Origin of the sequence: Cylindrospermopsis raciborskii Cr2010 (genome assembly GCF_003367075.2) — a bacterium.
Taxonomy (GTDB): Bacteria; Cyanobacteriota; Cyanobacteriia; order Cyanobacteriales; family Nostocaceae; genus Raphidiopsis; species Raphidiopsis raciborskii.
This window is the reverse complement of the sequence record NZ_CP065936.1, coordinates 1,024,863-1,038,808: the sequence shown is the minus strand read 5'-3', so window position 1 is coordinate 1,038,808 and position 13,946 is coordinate 1,024,863. Positions and strand designations below refer to the sequence as shown.

12 protein-coding genes are annotated in these 13,946 nt (G+C 39.0%); 2 read left to right on the top strand and 10 right to left on the bottom strand.

The annotated features are described in order from the left end of the window. The first annotated feature begins 272 nt into the window (after positions 1-272). The gene (ndhD1, locus tag C6N34_RS04760) at positions 273-1,841 is read left to right on the top strand and encodes a photosynthetic/respiratory NAD(P)H-quinone oxidoreductase subunit D1 (RefSeq protein ID WP_177169515.1); all 1,569 of its coding nucleotides are present in this window, start codon (positions 273-275) and stop codon (positions 1,839-1,841) included. Between the two features lie 35 nt (positions 1,842-1,876). Here the strand turns inward: ndhD1 and C6N34_RS04755 are convergent, their stop codons facing one another. The 8 genes from C6N34_RS04755 to dndC are packed head-to-tail and all read right to left on the bottom strand — an operon-like array spanning position 1,877 to position 9,449. Beyond that, on the bottom strand, positions 1,877-2,635 hold the full coding sequence (locus C6N34_RS04755) for a HEAT repeat domain-containing protein (RefSeq protein ID WP_006275779.1): 759 nt from the start codon (positions 2,633-2,635) through the stop codon (positions 1,877-1,879). A 25-nt stretch (positions 2,636-2,660) separates the two neighbouring features. Then, positions 2,661-3,113 carry a GNAT family N-acetyltransferase gene (locus C6N34_RS04750; RefSeq protein ID WP_057177321.1) on the bottom strand — a complete coding sequence of 151 codons (453 nt, stop codon included), beginning with the start codon at positions 3,111-3,113 and terminating at the stop codon, positions 2,661-2,663. Between the two features lie 14 nt (positions 3,114-3,127). Continuing rightward, complete coding sequence (locus C6N34_RS04745; RefSeq protein ID WP_167317731.1) at positions 3,128-3,304, bottom strand: hypothetical protein; 177 nt, start codon at positions 3,302-3,304, stop codon at positions 3,128-3,130. A gap of 23 nt (positions 3,305-3,327) precedes the next feature. Beyond that, entirely contained in the window at positions 3,328-3,726 is a 399-nt protein-coding gene (locus C6N34_RS04740; RefSeq protein ID WP_057177284.1) for a hypothetical protein, read from the bottom strand. After that, positions 3,708-5,225 (bottom strand): AmpG family muropeptide MFS transporter, encoded by a 1,518-nt coding sequence (locus tag C6N34_RS04735; protein WP_006275782.1) that lies wholly within the window; start codon positions 5,223-5,225, stop codon positions 3,708-3,710. Before C6N34_RS04735 ends, C6N34_RS04740 begins: the two co-directional genes overlap by 19 nt. Positions 5,226-5,258: 33 nt before the next feature. Next, the gene (gene dndE / locus C6N34_RS04730) at positions 5,259-5,654 is read right to left on the bottom strand and encodes a DNA sulfur modification protein DndE (RefSeq protein ID WP_057177283.1); all 396 of its coding nucleotides are present in this window, start codon (positions 5,652-5,654) and stop codon (positions 5,259-5,261) included. A 36-nt stretch (positions 5,655-5,690) separates the two neighbouring features. Beyond that, a complete protein-coding gene (dndD, locus tag C6N34_RS04725; protein WP_115538319.1) occupies positions 5,691-7,745 on the bottom strand; it encodes a DNA sulfur modification protein DndD in 2,055 nt (684 codons plus the stop codon). Between the two features lie 48 nt (positions 7,746-7,793). Then, positions 7,794-9,449, bottom strand: a complete 1,656-nt coding sequence (dndC, locus tag C6N34_RS04720) for a DNA phosphorothioation system sulfurtransferase DndC (protein WP_115538318.1) — start codon at positions 9,447-9,449, stop codon at positions 7,794-7,796. A 234-nt stretch (positions 9,450-9,683) separates the two neighbouring features. Between dndC and C6N34_RS04715 the strand changes: the two genes are divergently transcribed. After that, positions 9,684-11,237: a DGQHR domain-containing protein gene (locus C6N34_RS04715; protein ID WP_115538317.1), complete on the top strand. Its 1,554-nt coding sequence runs from the start codon at positions 9,684-9,686 to the stop codon at positions 11,235-11,237. 144 nt (positions 11,238-11,381) lie between these two features. Here the strand turns inward: C6N34_RS04715 and C6N34_RS04710 are convergent, their stop codons facing one another. Both C6N34_RS04710 and C6N34_RS04705 read right to left on the bottom strand, forming a co-directional pair. Continuing rightward, a complete protein-coding gene (locus tag C6N34_RS04710; protein ID WP_096545329.1) occupies positions 11,382-11,855 on the bottom strand; it encodes a DNA phosphorothioation-associated protein 4 in 474 nt (157 codons plus the stop codon). A 13-nt stretch (positions 11,856-11,868) separates the two neighbouring features. Next, a complete protein-coding gene (locus C6N34_RS04705) occupies positions 11,869-13,938 on the bottom strand; it encodes an AAA family ATPase (protein WP_115538316.1) in 2,070 nt (689 codons plus the stop codon). Between the last annotated feature and the right edge of the window lie 8 nt (positions 13,939-13,946).

Here is a 13,946-nt window from a genome sequence, read left to right as displayed (position 1 = left end):
AGGAAAAAGTGAGGAAAATCTTATATCTTTGTTATCCAAATCCTGTCCTTATGGGGGAATGGATGATAATAATGTGGGTGTTGGTCTAAATTCCTCACTTCTTTTGTTCTCTTTAAATGTTTCCAATTGTCCATTAAGGCAACTTTAAGATAATTTTGAGCATTTATTAGAGAATTAAAAGCTGAAAATATAAATGTCGTGGAGTGGATAAGGTCACTAATTAGGGGCTCCCGTACCAACTTCATGTTAATTACAGATAAATTGTCATGAATATGCCTAATTTTCCCTGGTTGACGACGATTATTCTTTTTCCAATAGCTGCGTCACTACTCATTCCTATCATCCCCGATAAGGAGGGTAAAACAGTCCGTTGGTTTGCCTTAATTGTGGGTCTGATTGATTTTGCCTTGATTGTCGCTGCTTTCTACACTGGTTATGATTTCTCCAATCCCGACCTTCAATTGGTAGAAAGTTATTCCTGGATCCCACAAATAGATTTGAGGTGGTCTGTGGGTGTGGATGGCTTATCCATGCCTCTAATTATTTTGACGGGTTTTATTACAACTTTAGCTGCTTTAGCTGCATGGCCTGTAACCTTTAAACCAAGGCTATTTTACTTTTTACTTTTAGCTATGTACGGTGGCCAAATTGCCGTATTTGCAGTTCAGGACATGTTGTTGTTTTTCCTGGTGTGGGAGTTGGAATTGATTCCTGTCTACCTTTTACTGGCTATCTGGGGTGGTAAAAAACGCCATTACGCAGCAACTAAGTTTATTTTGTATACTGCTGGTGCTTCCCTGTTTATTCTGCTGGGATCTCTAACTATGGCGTTCTATGGTGATAATATTACTTTTGATATGTCATCCCTAGCCTTAAAAGACTATGCTCTCAACTTACAACTGCTACTATATGCCGGCTTTTTAATTGCCTATGCGGTTAAATTGCCTATCATTCCCCTCCATACCTGGTTACCAGATGCTCACGGAGAAGCTACCGCACCAGTACACATGTTGTTGGCAGGTATTTTGCTCAAAATGGGCGGGTATGCTCTAATTCGCATGAATGCCCAAATGTTACCTGATGCCCATGCCTATTTTGCTCCCGTATTAGTCATTTTGGGTGTGGTAAACATCATTTATGCGGCTTTAACCTCTTTTGCTCAGCGCAACCTGAAACGGAAAATCGCCTATTCTTCCATATCCCACATGGGTTTTGTCACTATAGGTATTGCCTCGTTTACTGATCTGGGTTTAAGTGGTGCGGTTTTACAAATGGTCTCCCATGGTTTAATCGGTGCGAGTTTGTTTTTCTTAGTGGGTGCTACTTATGACCGGACTCACACCCTGATGCTGGATGAAATGGGTGGGGTTGGTAAGCGGATGAAGAAAATTTTCGCTATGTTTACCACCTGTTCTATGGCTTCTTTAGCTTTACCGGGAATGAGTGGCTTTGTAGCGGAATTAATGGTGTTTGTGGGCTTTGCTACTAGCGATGCTTATAACCCCACTTTTAAGGTGATTGTAGTATTATTGATGGCAGTCGGTGTGATTTTAACGCCCATTTATTTGCTGTCAATGCTGCGGGAAATATTCTATGGTCAAGAAAACGACGAGTTAGTTTCTCACCAAGCATTAATTGATGCTGAACCAAGGGAAGTATTCATTATTGCCTGTTTGTTAGTCCCCATTATTGGTATTGGTTTTTACCCTAAGTTGCTCACCCAAATTTATGATGCAACCACAGTACAATTAACTCAAAGATTGCGGGACTCAGTCCCCACCTTAACTGCGGAAAAAGAAATACAACATGTTTCCGTAAATACCCCTGTAATTGCCCAATAGTTCTGGATTCATCCCCACCTCAGGGTGGGGAATCTCTAAAACCAACCTTCCTGTTCTAGGGTTTCAATGAGTTGTAACCCACGAGGATCTCCCACTCCTAATAGTGAAGCTTTGGCATCTTCTTTAACTCCTAAATCCTGGTCTTCAGCAAAGGCTTGAATTAAGGCGTCTATAGCTGTAGCGTAAATAATATTAGAAGGTAACTCTTTACAGAGTTGACCAATGGCCCAGGCGCAGTTACTGCGCACTCCTGGAGTAGGGTCTTGAACTAAGGCTTCTATTAAAGGTGGTATAGCACGAATTATAGCCTCATAACCTATATTTGCCATTTGCGCTAAGGCACTGGCTGCCCATAAACGCACTGCGGGAATATCTGTTTTTAAAGCATCCGTGAGGGGGTTTAAACAACGATGATCATGGCAATTACCTAGTGCCCAAACTACACCCTTTCTCACATAACCATTTAAATCAAGATTTAGCTGATTAATTAGGGGGTCAACCGCTTCCATAGCAGTATTACGACCTAGGGCGTATGCCGCACTAACTCGAACTAAAGGACAATAATCAGATAATAGTTTAATTAGGTAGGGGATGGATCGTGGATCGGAAATATCACAAAAAGCACGGGCAGCCAACATTCTTTGTTTAGAATCGGATGCTTGCAAGAGTTCTAGCATGACATCAGGATCGGGTTTCACTATTTCCGATTCCGAGGTAATTGGTTCTATATTATCTAGTGGACTTTGTAGATCTACTTCATCATCGAGCAGACTAACATTCTCTTTGTCATACATAATATCTTTATCAGTTAGTTAAAAATCAGCCCTCAAGTGATTTTATCATCCAGAGGGATTGGGTTTGATAACCTAGCTGTTTATAAAGCTCTAGAGCAGGGGTATTAGTGGTGAACACCTGGAGTCCAATTTGTGGGTCTCCCTTCTGTTTAGCCCAGTTTTCCACGTGTTGCATGAGGGTTTTGGCAATACCCTGTCTACGGTGGGTAGGTTCTACGTAAAGTAGAAATATGTGGGTATGACGACTACCTGTTACCTGATCTATGGCATTACCAGCCCACAAACAAGCTATTGGAGACGGCTGCTGATTTTTATATACCCACCACAAAGGCGTATCATTGGAAAGATAGTTCTCCACAGTACGGGACAGGTGGGAAAAGTCTCGGGAGGGAAAAATTTCTTGGTAAGTACGCTGGATAAACTTGACCAAGAGGGCCTTGTCTAGGATAGAACCTCGACGAAGAGAATAGTCCGGCAAAGGAAATTCCAAAGTCAAATGTTAAAATTGTAACTTAGGGTGTAAACTGATAAATGATGAACGATTGTGCCAACTGGAGCGGGTGCAGCCATATCGGCGGGTAGAAAAATCCTCGCACTGACAGCAGCCAAGGCAACTAAAAATACTAAAACAACGAGCAAGGGAGCGATGTACTGACGAAAAATAGACATGATCTGTAATAATCTGAGTGGTTTTAATGTTGATCCCGATCTAAATCATCAAGGACTTTTTCACAGTACCAATTTTCTGGCATTCCTGGATAGTTTTGTTGGGCCTGTTCAATTAATCTTTCCGCAGCAGCTACATCACCAGATAGTCTGGTAATGAGTCTGTTTTTCAGGTAACTTCCTGTTATTTCCTCATCTACTTGTTTGACAGAACCGAAATTTGCTGGTTGTAACTGTCGTCGCAATTGCCAAAATATTACGTAGTAGAGGGCACCAAAAATCAACACCAGGCTGACTGTTCCTAGCAGGGTAAGAAGGCTAAACCCCAAATATCCTAAAACTAATTGTGAAACTACATAACCCAATAACAACCCTGTAATTATTAATACGATTGTACCAAGAATAATTACTGCTTGTGGTTCCATAAATCCTCCTTTTCAAGTCCTGGTCTGTTTACTGTTAACGATTTATTATTCCAAGGGGCGGCTATAGGTAACAGTATTAATCCAGGTAAAGCTGCTAATATAGATAACAGAAAGAAATTTGGCCAACCAGTAGCTTTTGCCCAGTCCCCTGCAGGTGCTGAAAGTATGTCTCGACTTAATGCCATAAGGCTAGAAAATAGAGCAAATTGTGTGGTGGTAAAGTTATGACTACATAAGCTCATTAGGTAAGCCACTGTAGCTACGGTGACTAGTCCAGCACTGCTGTTTTCGATCATAATAGCGATCGCCAGGAGAGGGTAGTCTTTGCCAACAATAGCTAGTGTATAATAACCTAGGTTGCTGAGTAGTTGGAGGATGCCAAATATCCAAAGGGCGCGGTTGATGCCAATTTTAGACATTATTATTCCACCGAGGATGACCCCTGTGGTGGTGGCTATTAGTCCAATAATGTAAACTGTTGCTAGTTCCTGGTTATTAAAGTTAATTTCTTTGGCAAATAGGTTGGCTGTGATTCCTACGAGGGAATCACCCAGTTTATAGAGTATAATGAAGATGAGGATAATTAGTGCTTTACTAATGCCATATTTTTCTAGGAAGATTTGTAGTGGTAAGATGACTGCTTCTTGTAGGGTGTGTGGTGTCAGGTCTTGGGAGTGTTCATTTAGTTGGGGTTTGGGCAAGATAATTGAGGCCAGAACCCAAGTTATTAGTAGTCCACCTAATATCCAATAAAAGACTTGCAGGGGGATTACCTGGGAAATTACACCCCCCACTAAAGCAGCAGTTATGGTGATAATCAGCAGGAGAAATATAATATCCTTAGTTTTTAAAAACCTATTGTTGGTCTTGGGTGAGTTGTTTTTCTCTTGGGTTTCTGGTGGAGCCAAAAGAGTGGTAATGAGTCCCACGGTCATAAATCCTGCCATGAGTAGGTATACCATATTCCATGACAGAAATCCTGCTAACCATGCTGCTAAAGAAAAGGCAATAAATAGAGCTACCCGATAACCTAAAACCCATACAGATGCTCCTGTTTCCAATTCTAGGGGCTTTAAAATTTCCGTTCTATAGGCATCCCCAGCAATATCTTGGGTGGCACTAAAAAAGGCAATAATAAATGATATAATGGCTAGGGTGATTAGCACTTGGGTGTTTTGGGTTGGTTGCTGTAATGCCATGATTACTATTGCTAGCACTAACCCCAATTGAGTAAGGAACAACCAACCTCTCCTCCCCCCTAAAAAGGATGGAGAAAATCTATCAATTAGGGGAGACCAAATAAATTTTAAGGAGTATGGTAGACTGACTAGGCTAAATAATGTGATTTTGGCAACCTCTACATCAGCATCTTTCATCCATAGTTGCAGGGTGCGAGTGGTGAGAAACAGTGGTAACCCGGAAGCAAAACCGAGCAACAGCAAACTCCCCATCTTGCGACTATAAAATGCCTGTTTTAGTGCTTGGATTTCTTGAATCATCTCTGGTGCTATGGTTGATCAACTAGATTATTACTAGCTTTTCACATTCTTGCTAGTCAGATCTATGAAATCTTCAATACTCTTAATATTTGGATCCCCTGCTAAATATCCTATACCTCTATGTAGGTGCAAGCGAAATTGGGTGATTAGGGTTTCTGAGTCTGTTCCTAAACCGTCGTTATTACACCGTTGTTTTAGTGCTAACAGCAAAATATCTGCTATTTCTCCCCCAAATACTTTCCACGTCAGCTCTACATTACTGTCTTGGGGTATGGGTATGGGTGATGGGGGACTGGTTTCAGCTAGAGAACGACAAAACGCCCACCGACATAGTATATTCCATTGTTCTATACGGGTGACACGTTTTAATTTCAACAGTTGATCCTTGGCCGTCTGCGATAGTTTAATTCTTTCTATGGGTGATTCCATTTTCATACCTGGTATGATATTAACTCTCTTACCTAATTACCAAAAATATCCCTCTTTGATGGTTGTTTCTCTTTTTCCTGAATCATACTCTAAAATATATTCTCGTGCGATCGCCTGATGTTCTCTGAGTATTGCTATTTCTTTCCTGGCTATTTCTGTATCTGTGGATAGTAAAATTACTTGATGGCTTGCTGTGGGGAAATATCTTTCCAGTAGGTTATTTCTATGGGATGAATCTAGTCTTCCTAGGGGGGTGTCAATTGCCACCGGTAGTTGTTTTCCAGACACTTTTGCTAAACCCCATAAAAAGGCGATCGCCAAGAGTTGTTTTTCTCCTGCGGATAGTCTATGTTTAGGGACTAATTTACCGTGGAGATCATACAATGAGAGTTGGAAACTTTTAGCATCAATTCCCACTCTATAGACCAAATATGATTTATGTAGTAAATACAAAAAACAGTTTTTTACTTCTTCTTCTAATTTATTTAATTTCCTTAAAGTTAGTTTTTCTTTAAACAACTTTAAATTTTCTTGTACTCTATGGACTGAAGCAATCAAATGTTGATTACTTTGATATTTAAGATTTTTGTCGGTATAACTATTCAACTCTCGTTTGGTTTTATCAATGGTGGTAGTTAAATTGATGAACTGACGATTGAGTATTTCCAAATTGGTATTTGCTCGACTCCATTCTTTTTCAGCCAGTTCTCGGATTTTTTGTAGTTTGATGTATGCTTCTGGTGGAGCAGCAGCTTGAATTTGCCTATCTAGGCTGACAATTAATTCTAGACAATTGCGCAGTTCGAGCAGGTGGTTTTTGGCGTTATTTTGGACTGTTGGCAAGCCATAGATCAGACGATCTAAAGAACTTAAAGTTTCTTCGTCTGCATGTAAGAAAGACCCTTCATAATTATTGGCATTATTGGCTTTCACATTGGCTTTAACTGTTTTATTATCATACAATTTAGTAGATAAATCCATATATAAACTATCAATATCCTGAAGCAGGAAATTTTCAATACTGGTGATTGTTTCCAGTTTTAGATTCAATTGATGGAGGAAGGAAACCAATCTTTTATCTCTAGTAATTAAAATATCTCTAGCCACTTGATTTTGTAACTGTATTTGTTGAAGTCTTAACTCTTTTTCACCCTGGATCTGGACTTGAGATAATAAATTACTAATTAACTGTAAAGGTAACACACCCTCAGCCAATTCGCATAAAGTTTTCCGTAGATTTTCCACCTTGCCAACCTGAGTTTCCCTCTCCCTATCCAGTTGACTGCGTTCCCCGGCAATTTTGCCACCTTCTGATATATACTTATTTAGGGCTTCCTCATATTTAACTTTTAAATTTTTTACCTGCTCCTCTAGGTCTTGCAACTGAGATTTTTGAGAATTTTTTTGCTCCATTTGTTTATGCAAACGGGTTTCCAATTCTTCCAACTTAGCCAAATCCTGATCATCAGCATTTTCCTTTTTTTTGCGATTGACTAATATTTCCAAATCTAAGGACAATTTATCTACTAACTCCAATCCCAAGAGTCCATTAATTGCATCCACCACTATGGGAGGAGGAACTTCCTGTTCTGCTAGTTCCTTGACCTGCTCACCATCAAATAAAAATAAATTAGAAATACCCAAGGGCAATATATTTTCTATGTATTCGTCCCAGATATTGGCTAAAGACTGGGGCCAGGTTTCGTCATCCCCCAAAATTCCCAGGGAATCTTTACCATCCTTGGGGTTTTTTTCCCAAGTTCTCACTACCCGATACCTCACGGGTTTATCATCTTCAATGTGTTCAAAAACCAACTCGATTCTGGTTTTATTAATCGGGTCAGCTTTGTTATTCACACACTGGGTGAGAAAGTCACCATAACTTAAATTTCCCCTGGTGGAACATTGGGCCCTTGCTCCATATAATGCCAAGCGAATAGCATCCATCAGGGTGGTTTTTCCTCCTCCGTTCATCCCCCCCAAAAGAATAATTGGACGAATGTTATTCTGATCGATTCTGGTATCCAAATTAATCACTTGCTTACCAGCATAAGGACCAAAGTTTTGCAGTACAAGTTCTAAAAAAATCATAATTCCAGCAGTTCAAAAATCAAGATGGCAAACTAATAATCTAAGAATCTATTCTTCTTGCTTATATTCATACTTTCTATATTTCATGCTCGCAAAACTCAGTGGTTGCTCTAGGGGTTTTTTATCTTCGGTCTTATTTTCAGTGTTATACTCAGTGTTATTTTGCTCTTGCACCCGTGGTATATCTAATTGTTTAAATGCCTGACGAATTGTTGCTACATTGCCTTCACTAGCTGCTAGACGTAGATCTCTTTTAAAATGAGCATAATCAATAGCCTCTTGTTGGGAACGGGAACTAGTTTCAAAGCACTTTTCTAAAGTTTCAAAAATCCCTACTCGGCGGGTTTTTTTCTTGAATTGTCTTTCCGTGTCTAGTAACTTTGCCATCAGCTCTAATTCCATAGAGTTACCCGCACAGATTTGTTCTAACACCTCCCACTCATCCCCACCTAATAGACTATAATCTGCGCCAGGTCGAGAATCTTTAAATTTTTCTCCTGTCACTTGTTCATATATTTGGGGTAAACTGTCGTCAAATTCGTGTTTTTCTTCCAGCCAGATACGGCGAATTTCACTCAGTTCTTCCATTGAGATTAGGGTGATATTGGCCATGTTTTCTGGTGCATTCTCTCTCATTTCTTTTTGTGCTGTTAATAATTTTCTTAACCAGTATTCTCGCCAATATTTTGTATATGGCCCAGGTATGGGTTCAACCGACATTTCCCCATTTCTGTTCCGTTCAAATAATTGAACTTCCCCCCAAATGCGACGAAAATCCCTTTTTTCTCTGTCATTTTCAATATCTAATTCCTTCCTAAACTCAACTATTGGTTGCATCCACTCTTTTTCTTGATCATTTTGAATCATTGCACTCAGGGATACATCACGATCAACTAGGGTACAAACCCAACAACCAAAACGAGAACTGCCACAACTAGGAGTAGATGTGTCAACAACCAATGGGCATTCATTGTCTTCCGTTGATTGCCTATACATCACAAATAGATCCTTATTACTGTGCCCCCAAGGATTATCCCACTGCATCAAATATAGCCAAACTTCATCAGTCCGCCAATCTTCTATGGGACTGTAAACCAGGGAATTGGGTAAATTGCCATTGGGACTCAGGCGATCGCGCAGTCTTTTAGCCTCCATTTTTTTCATGGTAGCAGCACGATTTTTACTTTCGGTCTTGCGAATACCCAGAACCAGGATTGTTTCTCCACTTTCCCTAACCATATCACGAATAAAACGGTTAGATGGGCTGATTTTTAGGCGTTCAGTACACCAGCGAAATTTTTGACGGGGAGCAGGATATCCCTTACCAATTAGACCCACCCAATATGTCTCCTTTGTTTCTGGTTGTAAAAGGTGAGCTTGCATGGGAACTTGCTGTTCTTGGGCAGCTTTTTTGATATTTTCATGAGAAGCACGTACCCAAGCGGAAACATAAGGATTCTCTACGCCTGTGTCTGTGGTAATGACGTGAATGGTCTTAGTTCTTTTTTCTGGTGGTAAATCAGAAATAGCATTCCAAATCAGTTGTAAGATTGCCGTACTGTCTTTTCCTCCAGAATAACCAACCACCCAGGGTATGTCGTCCAAACAGTATAATTGCTGAATTTCTTTCGTAAGAACTAGAATATTCTCCACCAGCTCAGCTACAGTTCGATTCGGCGGGGTTTTACTTTCTGATGTCACCATGGTTGTAATTGGGGATAATTGTTGTAATTAGGAGGGATAATTGGGAAAACAATTGCTGATGATCTTATCAATTCACCGATGAATTCTGTGGGAATTCAAGGTCGGGAATGTAAATCAGACCTTTACAAGGGAAATTTCTAGAAAGTATTGACAACTATAGTTTCGTACTAGTATGTAATATTTTGGCAAAATAGACAACCTAATCTCCAATTAAGTTTTTAAAAAATTAACTTCATGGCAAAAATACCTCAAGATAACCGTAGCATTTTTCCTCAGTACCCAGTAGGTCAACCCCCTCAACTTCCATCTCAAATTATAGTTCAACAAACGAAAATGGGTGATGTTACCGCTTATCTAGGCTCAGTTACTTTGGAATGGTTTGCAAAAAAGGTTGAGTTCGCTTCTACTCTACCGATATTGCAAAATAAATATAATCCGGTTACAGACAACATTGAAATTGACGCGGATAGTATTGAGCAGATTCAACAGCGTTCTTTAGATTGGTCACGTCAAGCTTCATTATTACAATATCTAACTATACATAGAAATCATAAGTTTCCACCAGTACTAGTTGTAATCAATCAACCCTGGGCGAATGATGCAAAATCAGAATTATGGGGTGGGGAGGGACGCGCCAAAAAAGCAACTACTGATTTTACCCCTTTAGATGCAAATGGTCATATTGGTTTATTGAATGTAGCAGAAAAAGATGTAAATATCTATGCTTTAGACGGTCAACATAGATTAATGGGAGTTCAGGGTTTATTAGAACTGTTAGAAAATGGAAGAATAACAAAATATAACCGAGATAAAATCCCCACTGATAGTTATATAGATCTGTCAGAGTTGGTAGACCAATATAGGATTAATATTGACTATCTCAAACAATTACCCCAGGAAAAAATTGGAATTGAATTTATTTGTGCAGTCAATAGTGGAGAAACCTACTCAGAAGCCAAACAGAGAGTCAGATCAATTTTTGTGCATGTGAATTTAATGGCTACCCCCTTGACTAAAGGTCAACTGATCCAATTAAATGAAGATAATGGTTTTGCAATTGTAGCCAGAAAAATAGCAGTAAGTCATCCCCTGTTAGCGCACAGAGAGAATCGGAAACCTCGGATTAACTGGAACAGCGCCACAGTAGCAGCTAATTCCACCGTATTGACCACATTACAAGCCTTACAAGATATGTCAACTAAATATTTAGGATACAAATTTCCCCATTGGCAACCCCAAATTAAGGGATTGATTCCCATGCGTCCAGACCCTGACGAGTTAGCAGAAGGAATTAGGGAATTTGAACAGCTATTTGACCATTTAGCCACCCTCCCTAGTTATAAGATTTTAGATCATGAAGATACAACTGTTTTACGGCGATTCAGTTTTGAAAAAGTTGGTGGTGAGGGCAATATTTTATTTCGTCCTGTGGCACAAGTTGCCTTAGCAGAAGCTTTAGGAATTTTAGTTTTTAAAAATGGTCTCTTATTAGAAAACATTTTTAAAAAGTTGCAAAAATTTGATCTTCAGGGTGGTTTTAGTCAAATGGAGTTTCCTAATTCTCTATGGTATGGAGTTTTATATGATCCGAATAAAAAGCGGGTTCAAGTGTCTAAAAAAGAATTGGCAGTAAAATTATTAATTTATCTATTGGGAGAAATCAAAGACCAGATGGAAATTGCAGAACTACGCAAAGCAATAGCAAGTGCTAGAACCACGGAAGATCGTGCTATTGACTTTGATGGGAACTGGGTTAGTGCTCAAGAGGTAGGACTTCCATCCATATAAGTAGGGAGGCGTAATTATTTGTAGGATGGGTTAGCGGTAGGGTAACCCATGGGGGTGTTGGGTTTCATACTTCAACCCAACCTACGTTCTACGTTCATCTTATATTTAATTCCAATCACCCACTTAGATTACAAATGGGGGAGACTAGGATAAAAATCTAGAGAGATCAAATTCTCCATCTTCCCCATCAATTGTTTGATGTTCACGCTGTAAAAACAATAGAATTCTCTCCGTATAATCGACGGATCCTCTGATTTGAGTCTCTAAAATCTCTAACCCTCCATTAGCATATTCTTCAAAAATTTGATTACGTTGTTTTTCTTCTTCGTCATTATTAGGTGATAAAAGTTGAATGTTCTCCGTTTCTACAATTGCCAGTAATTTGATCAACACATCATATCCTGATGTTGCAAAAACCTCTAATCTGATGGGAGAAGGATCCCTTTTAGAGATTTCTTCAAATGGAATACGCTTCTGATATTTAATACCTAAAGCAGCAGCAAAAGCAATCACATCAGCAAAGGTCTGAAAGGGACCCTGGGCCCCATCATTAGCAACCAAAGCCTTGACAAAATCGGCTTTATCCCCAGCAATTCTAATTCTACTAGTTTCAGCCATAACCAGAAAAAAATTAACTCCTTTCTACTTCTACAATTTCACTGTACTCGAAACCATTAGAACTTTGACGAGTTAGGTAATACTTCTCCCTACCTATTTGCAAAAAGTCCTCTTCACAGTTGGTTTTAGAAGAATAATAGGTCAACACATATTCCTTACCAATTCGCTCCATAATCTCGGACTCAACTTCCTCTCTCCATTGGGTCTTAGTCACCAGCACTACTAACTGATTTGCCAACTTGGGAATGGTTTGTGCAATATGACGACGAGAGTTAGCATCTAAACTGCCAAAGGGTGAGTCCATTACTATGGGGAAGGTACTACTATCGGGAACCATCATGATTTTTTTCTTTTCACTCCATTCCCTTACTTTATCAATAATACTGGCGATAAATGATAAACTCAGAATTTGATTTTCCCCGGTAGATGCTGCAACAGCAGCTTCTATTCCGGTTGTATTCTCTACTAAGGTCAGTTCATATTTTTCGCTAATTTTGGGAATATATGGTGTAACGGAAATTTCTGAGAATATTTCTTGCACTCTTTTTTCTAATTGCAATCTAAATTGCTTTTCTTGTCTATTTTTCACTTCAGTTAATATGTCAATAGCATCTTGGGTAGCAATAATTCGACGCTGTGCCAAAATCTGTCTTCCTTCATTTTGTTTTTGCTTGGCAATTTGTTTGACTACAATATCAATTTCTGTATTGAGGTGAGAAATTTCTTTTTGGTTTGCTCCTTGCTCCCGATTTAAATCGTCAATTCTTGCTTCTATTTCATCCAATCTCTTTTGTAAACCGCTAATGTCTTCATTTGGGTCTTTCCGCAAAATCTCCTCAATGCTATCTAAATTCATCTCTATGTCAGAAAGTGATGTCTTTAACTGATAGATTCTTTGTTGTTCTCGATTGATCATCTCTAAAAATAATTGAGCTTGTTTTTCCAGATCATCTATTTGCGCTCCCATTCTAATTGCAGTTTCTTCCACGGAAGAAGATCCGGTTTTTCTCAACAGTGATTTAACGTGAAAATGTCCATTCCCTCCTTCTTTTAATTCTGCGCCACAAATACACCTACCACTTTTCATCAGTTCGCTGACAAATTCTCTGGAAATACCAGATTTTAATTGCCCGCGCTGTTTAAAAGCAACAATAATCTGTCTGAATTTAACTGTTGTCTCACTTAATAATAATGTGTATGCCTGTTTGGAAATAGCTTTTTTCAAACCCTCTTTAGTTTTTTTTAATTCATCATAATTATTGCGTTTTTGATTTTCTAGCCTTTCCCTTCTTTCTTGTAAATCCCTAACTGAACTTAATTCTACCAATCTGGCGCTGATATCTTTTTTAAAAACTTGTTGACTTTCTAAATCTTCAGCTATTTCCGTTTGTCTTTGGGAAATTTTACTAATTTCTTTTTCTAGTTTACTTTGCTGTTTTAATAATTGTTTAGTTTCCGCATCTCCAATAGCTGCCAATTCACTATCTAAAGTTTTTTTAGCCTCCTTTAAATGTTTTGTCGCCAGATCAATTACCTTAACACCTAAAAATATTTCCGTGGCTTCAGCAATTTCAGCTTTTTTATCAGAGCGGACAATTTCTTCTATTCTTTCTCCATCAAAAAAGAAGTATTGATGTAAACTTACAGGCAATATATTATTGATTATTTCCTCCGGTTGTTCAATGGGAAAATACCACTTGCCATCATCCCCCACAATTTGAATTGTTAATTTAGTTTTGGTAGCATCAATACTAGTGGGATTTTTATAAACCCGACAGTTACGTTTTGCCCGGTAGCGAACTCCTTCATGTTCCCAACCTACTTCTACCCAACATTCTACAGCTTGATCCTCTCCTACTTCTGAAATCGCACGTTTATTAACCAGCTGCTCTGTCACCGCGAAAGCAGCTGTAAATTTTTCATATAGCACCCAGGTAAATCCATTTAATAAACTGGTTTTTCCCGCACCATTATTACCATGAATTATGGTGGTATTCTGAAACTCTCCACCTGCTATGGCAATTTCTGGTGTTTGTCCATAAAAGGAACGAAAATTACAAAATTTAATCGAAGTTAGTTTCATTGCTACAC

Coding starts and splice junctions, on each gene's coding strand:
- dndC (WP_115538318.1), bottom strand. CDS start 9,449: ATGGTGACATCAGAAAGTAAAACCCCGCCGAATCGAACTGTAGCTGAG.
- C6N34_RS04715 (WP_115538317.1), top strand. CDS start 9,684: ATGGCAAAAATACCTCAAGATAACCGTAGCATTTTTCCTCAGTACCCA.
- C6N34_RS04735 (WP_006275782.1), bottom strand. CDS start 5,225: ATGATTCAAGAAATCCAAGCACTAAAACAGGCATTTTATAGTCGCAAG.
- C6N34_RS04755 (WP_006275779.1), bottom strand. CDS start 2,635: ATGTATGACAAAGAGAATGTTAGTCTGCTCGATGATGAAGTAGATCTA.
- C6N34_RS04710 (WP_096545329.1), bottom strand. CDS start 11,855: ATGGCTGAAACTAGTAGAATTAGAATTGCTGGGGATAAAGCCGATTTT.
- C6N34_RS04705 (WP_115538316.1), bottom strand. CDS start 13,938: ATGAAACTAACTTCGATTAAATTTTGTAATTTTCGTTCCTTTTATGGA.
- C6N34_RS04745 (WP_167317731.1), bottom strand. CDS start 3,304: ATGTCTATTTTTCGTCAGTACATCGCTCCCTTGCTCGTTGTTTTAGTA.
- dndD (WP_115538319.1), bottom strand. CDS start 7,745: ATGATTTTTTTAGAACTTGTACTGCAAAACTTTGGTCCTTATGCTGGT.
- C6N34_RS04740 (WP_057177284.1), bottom strand. CDS start 3,726: ATGGAACCACAAGCAGTAATTATTCTTGGTACAATCGTATTAATAATT.
- ndhD1 (WP_177169515.1), top strand. CDS start 273: ATGCCTAATTTTCCCTGGTTGACGACGATTATTCTTTTTCCAATAGCT.
- dndE (WP_057177283.1), bottom strand. CDS start 5,654: ATGGAATCACCCATAGAAAGAATTAAACTATCGCAGACGGCCAAGGAT.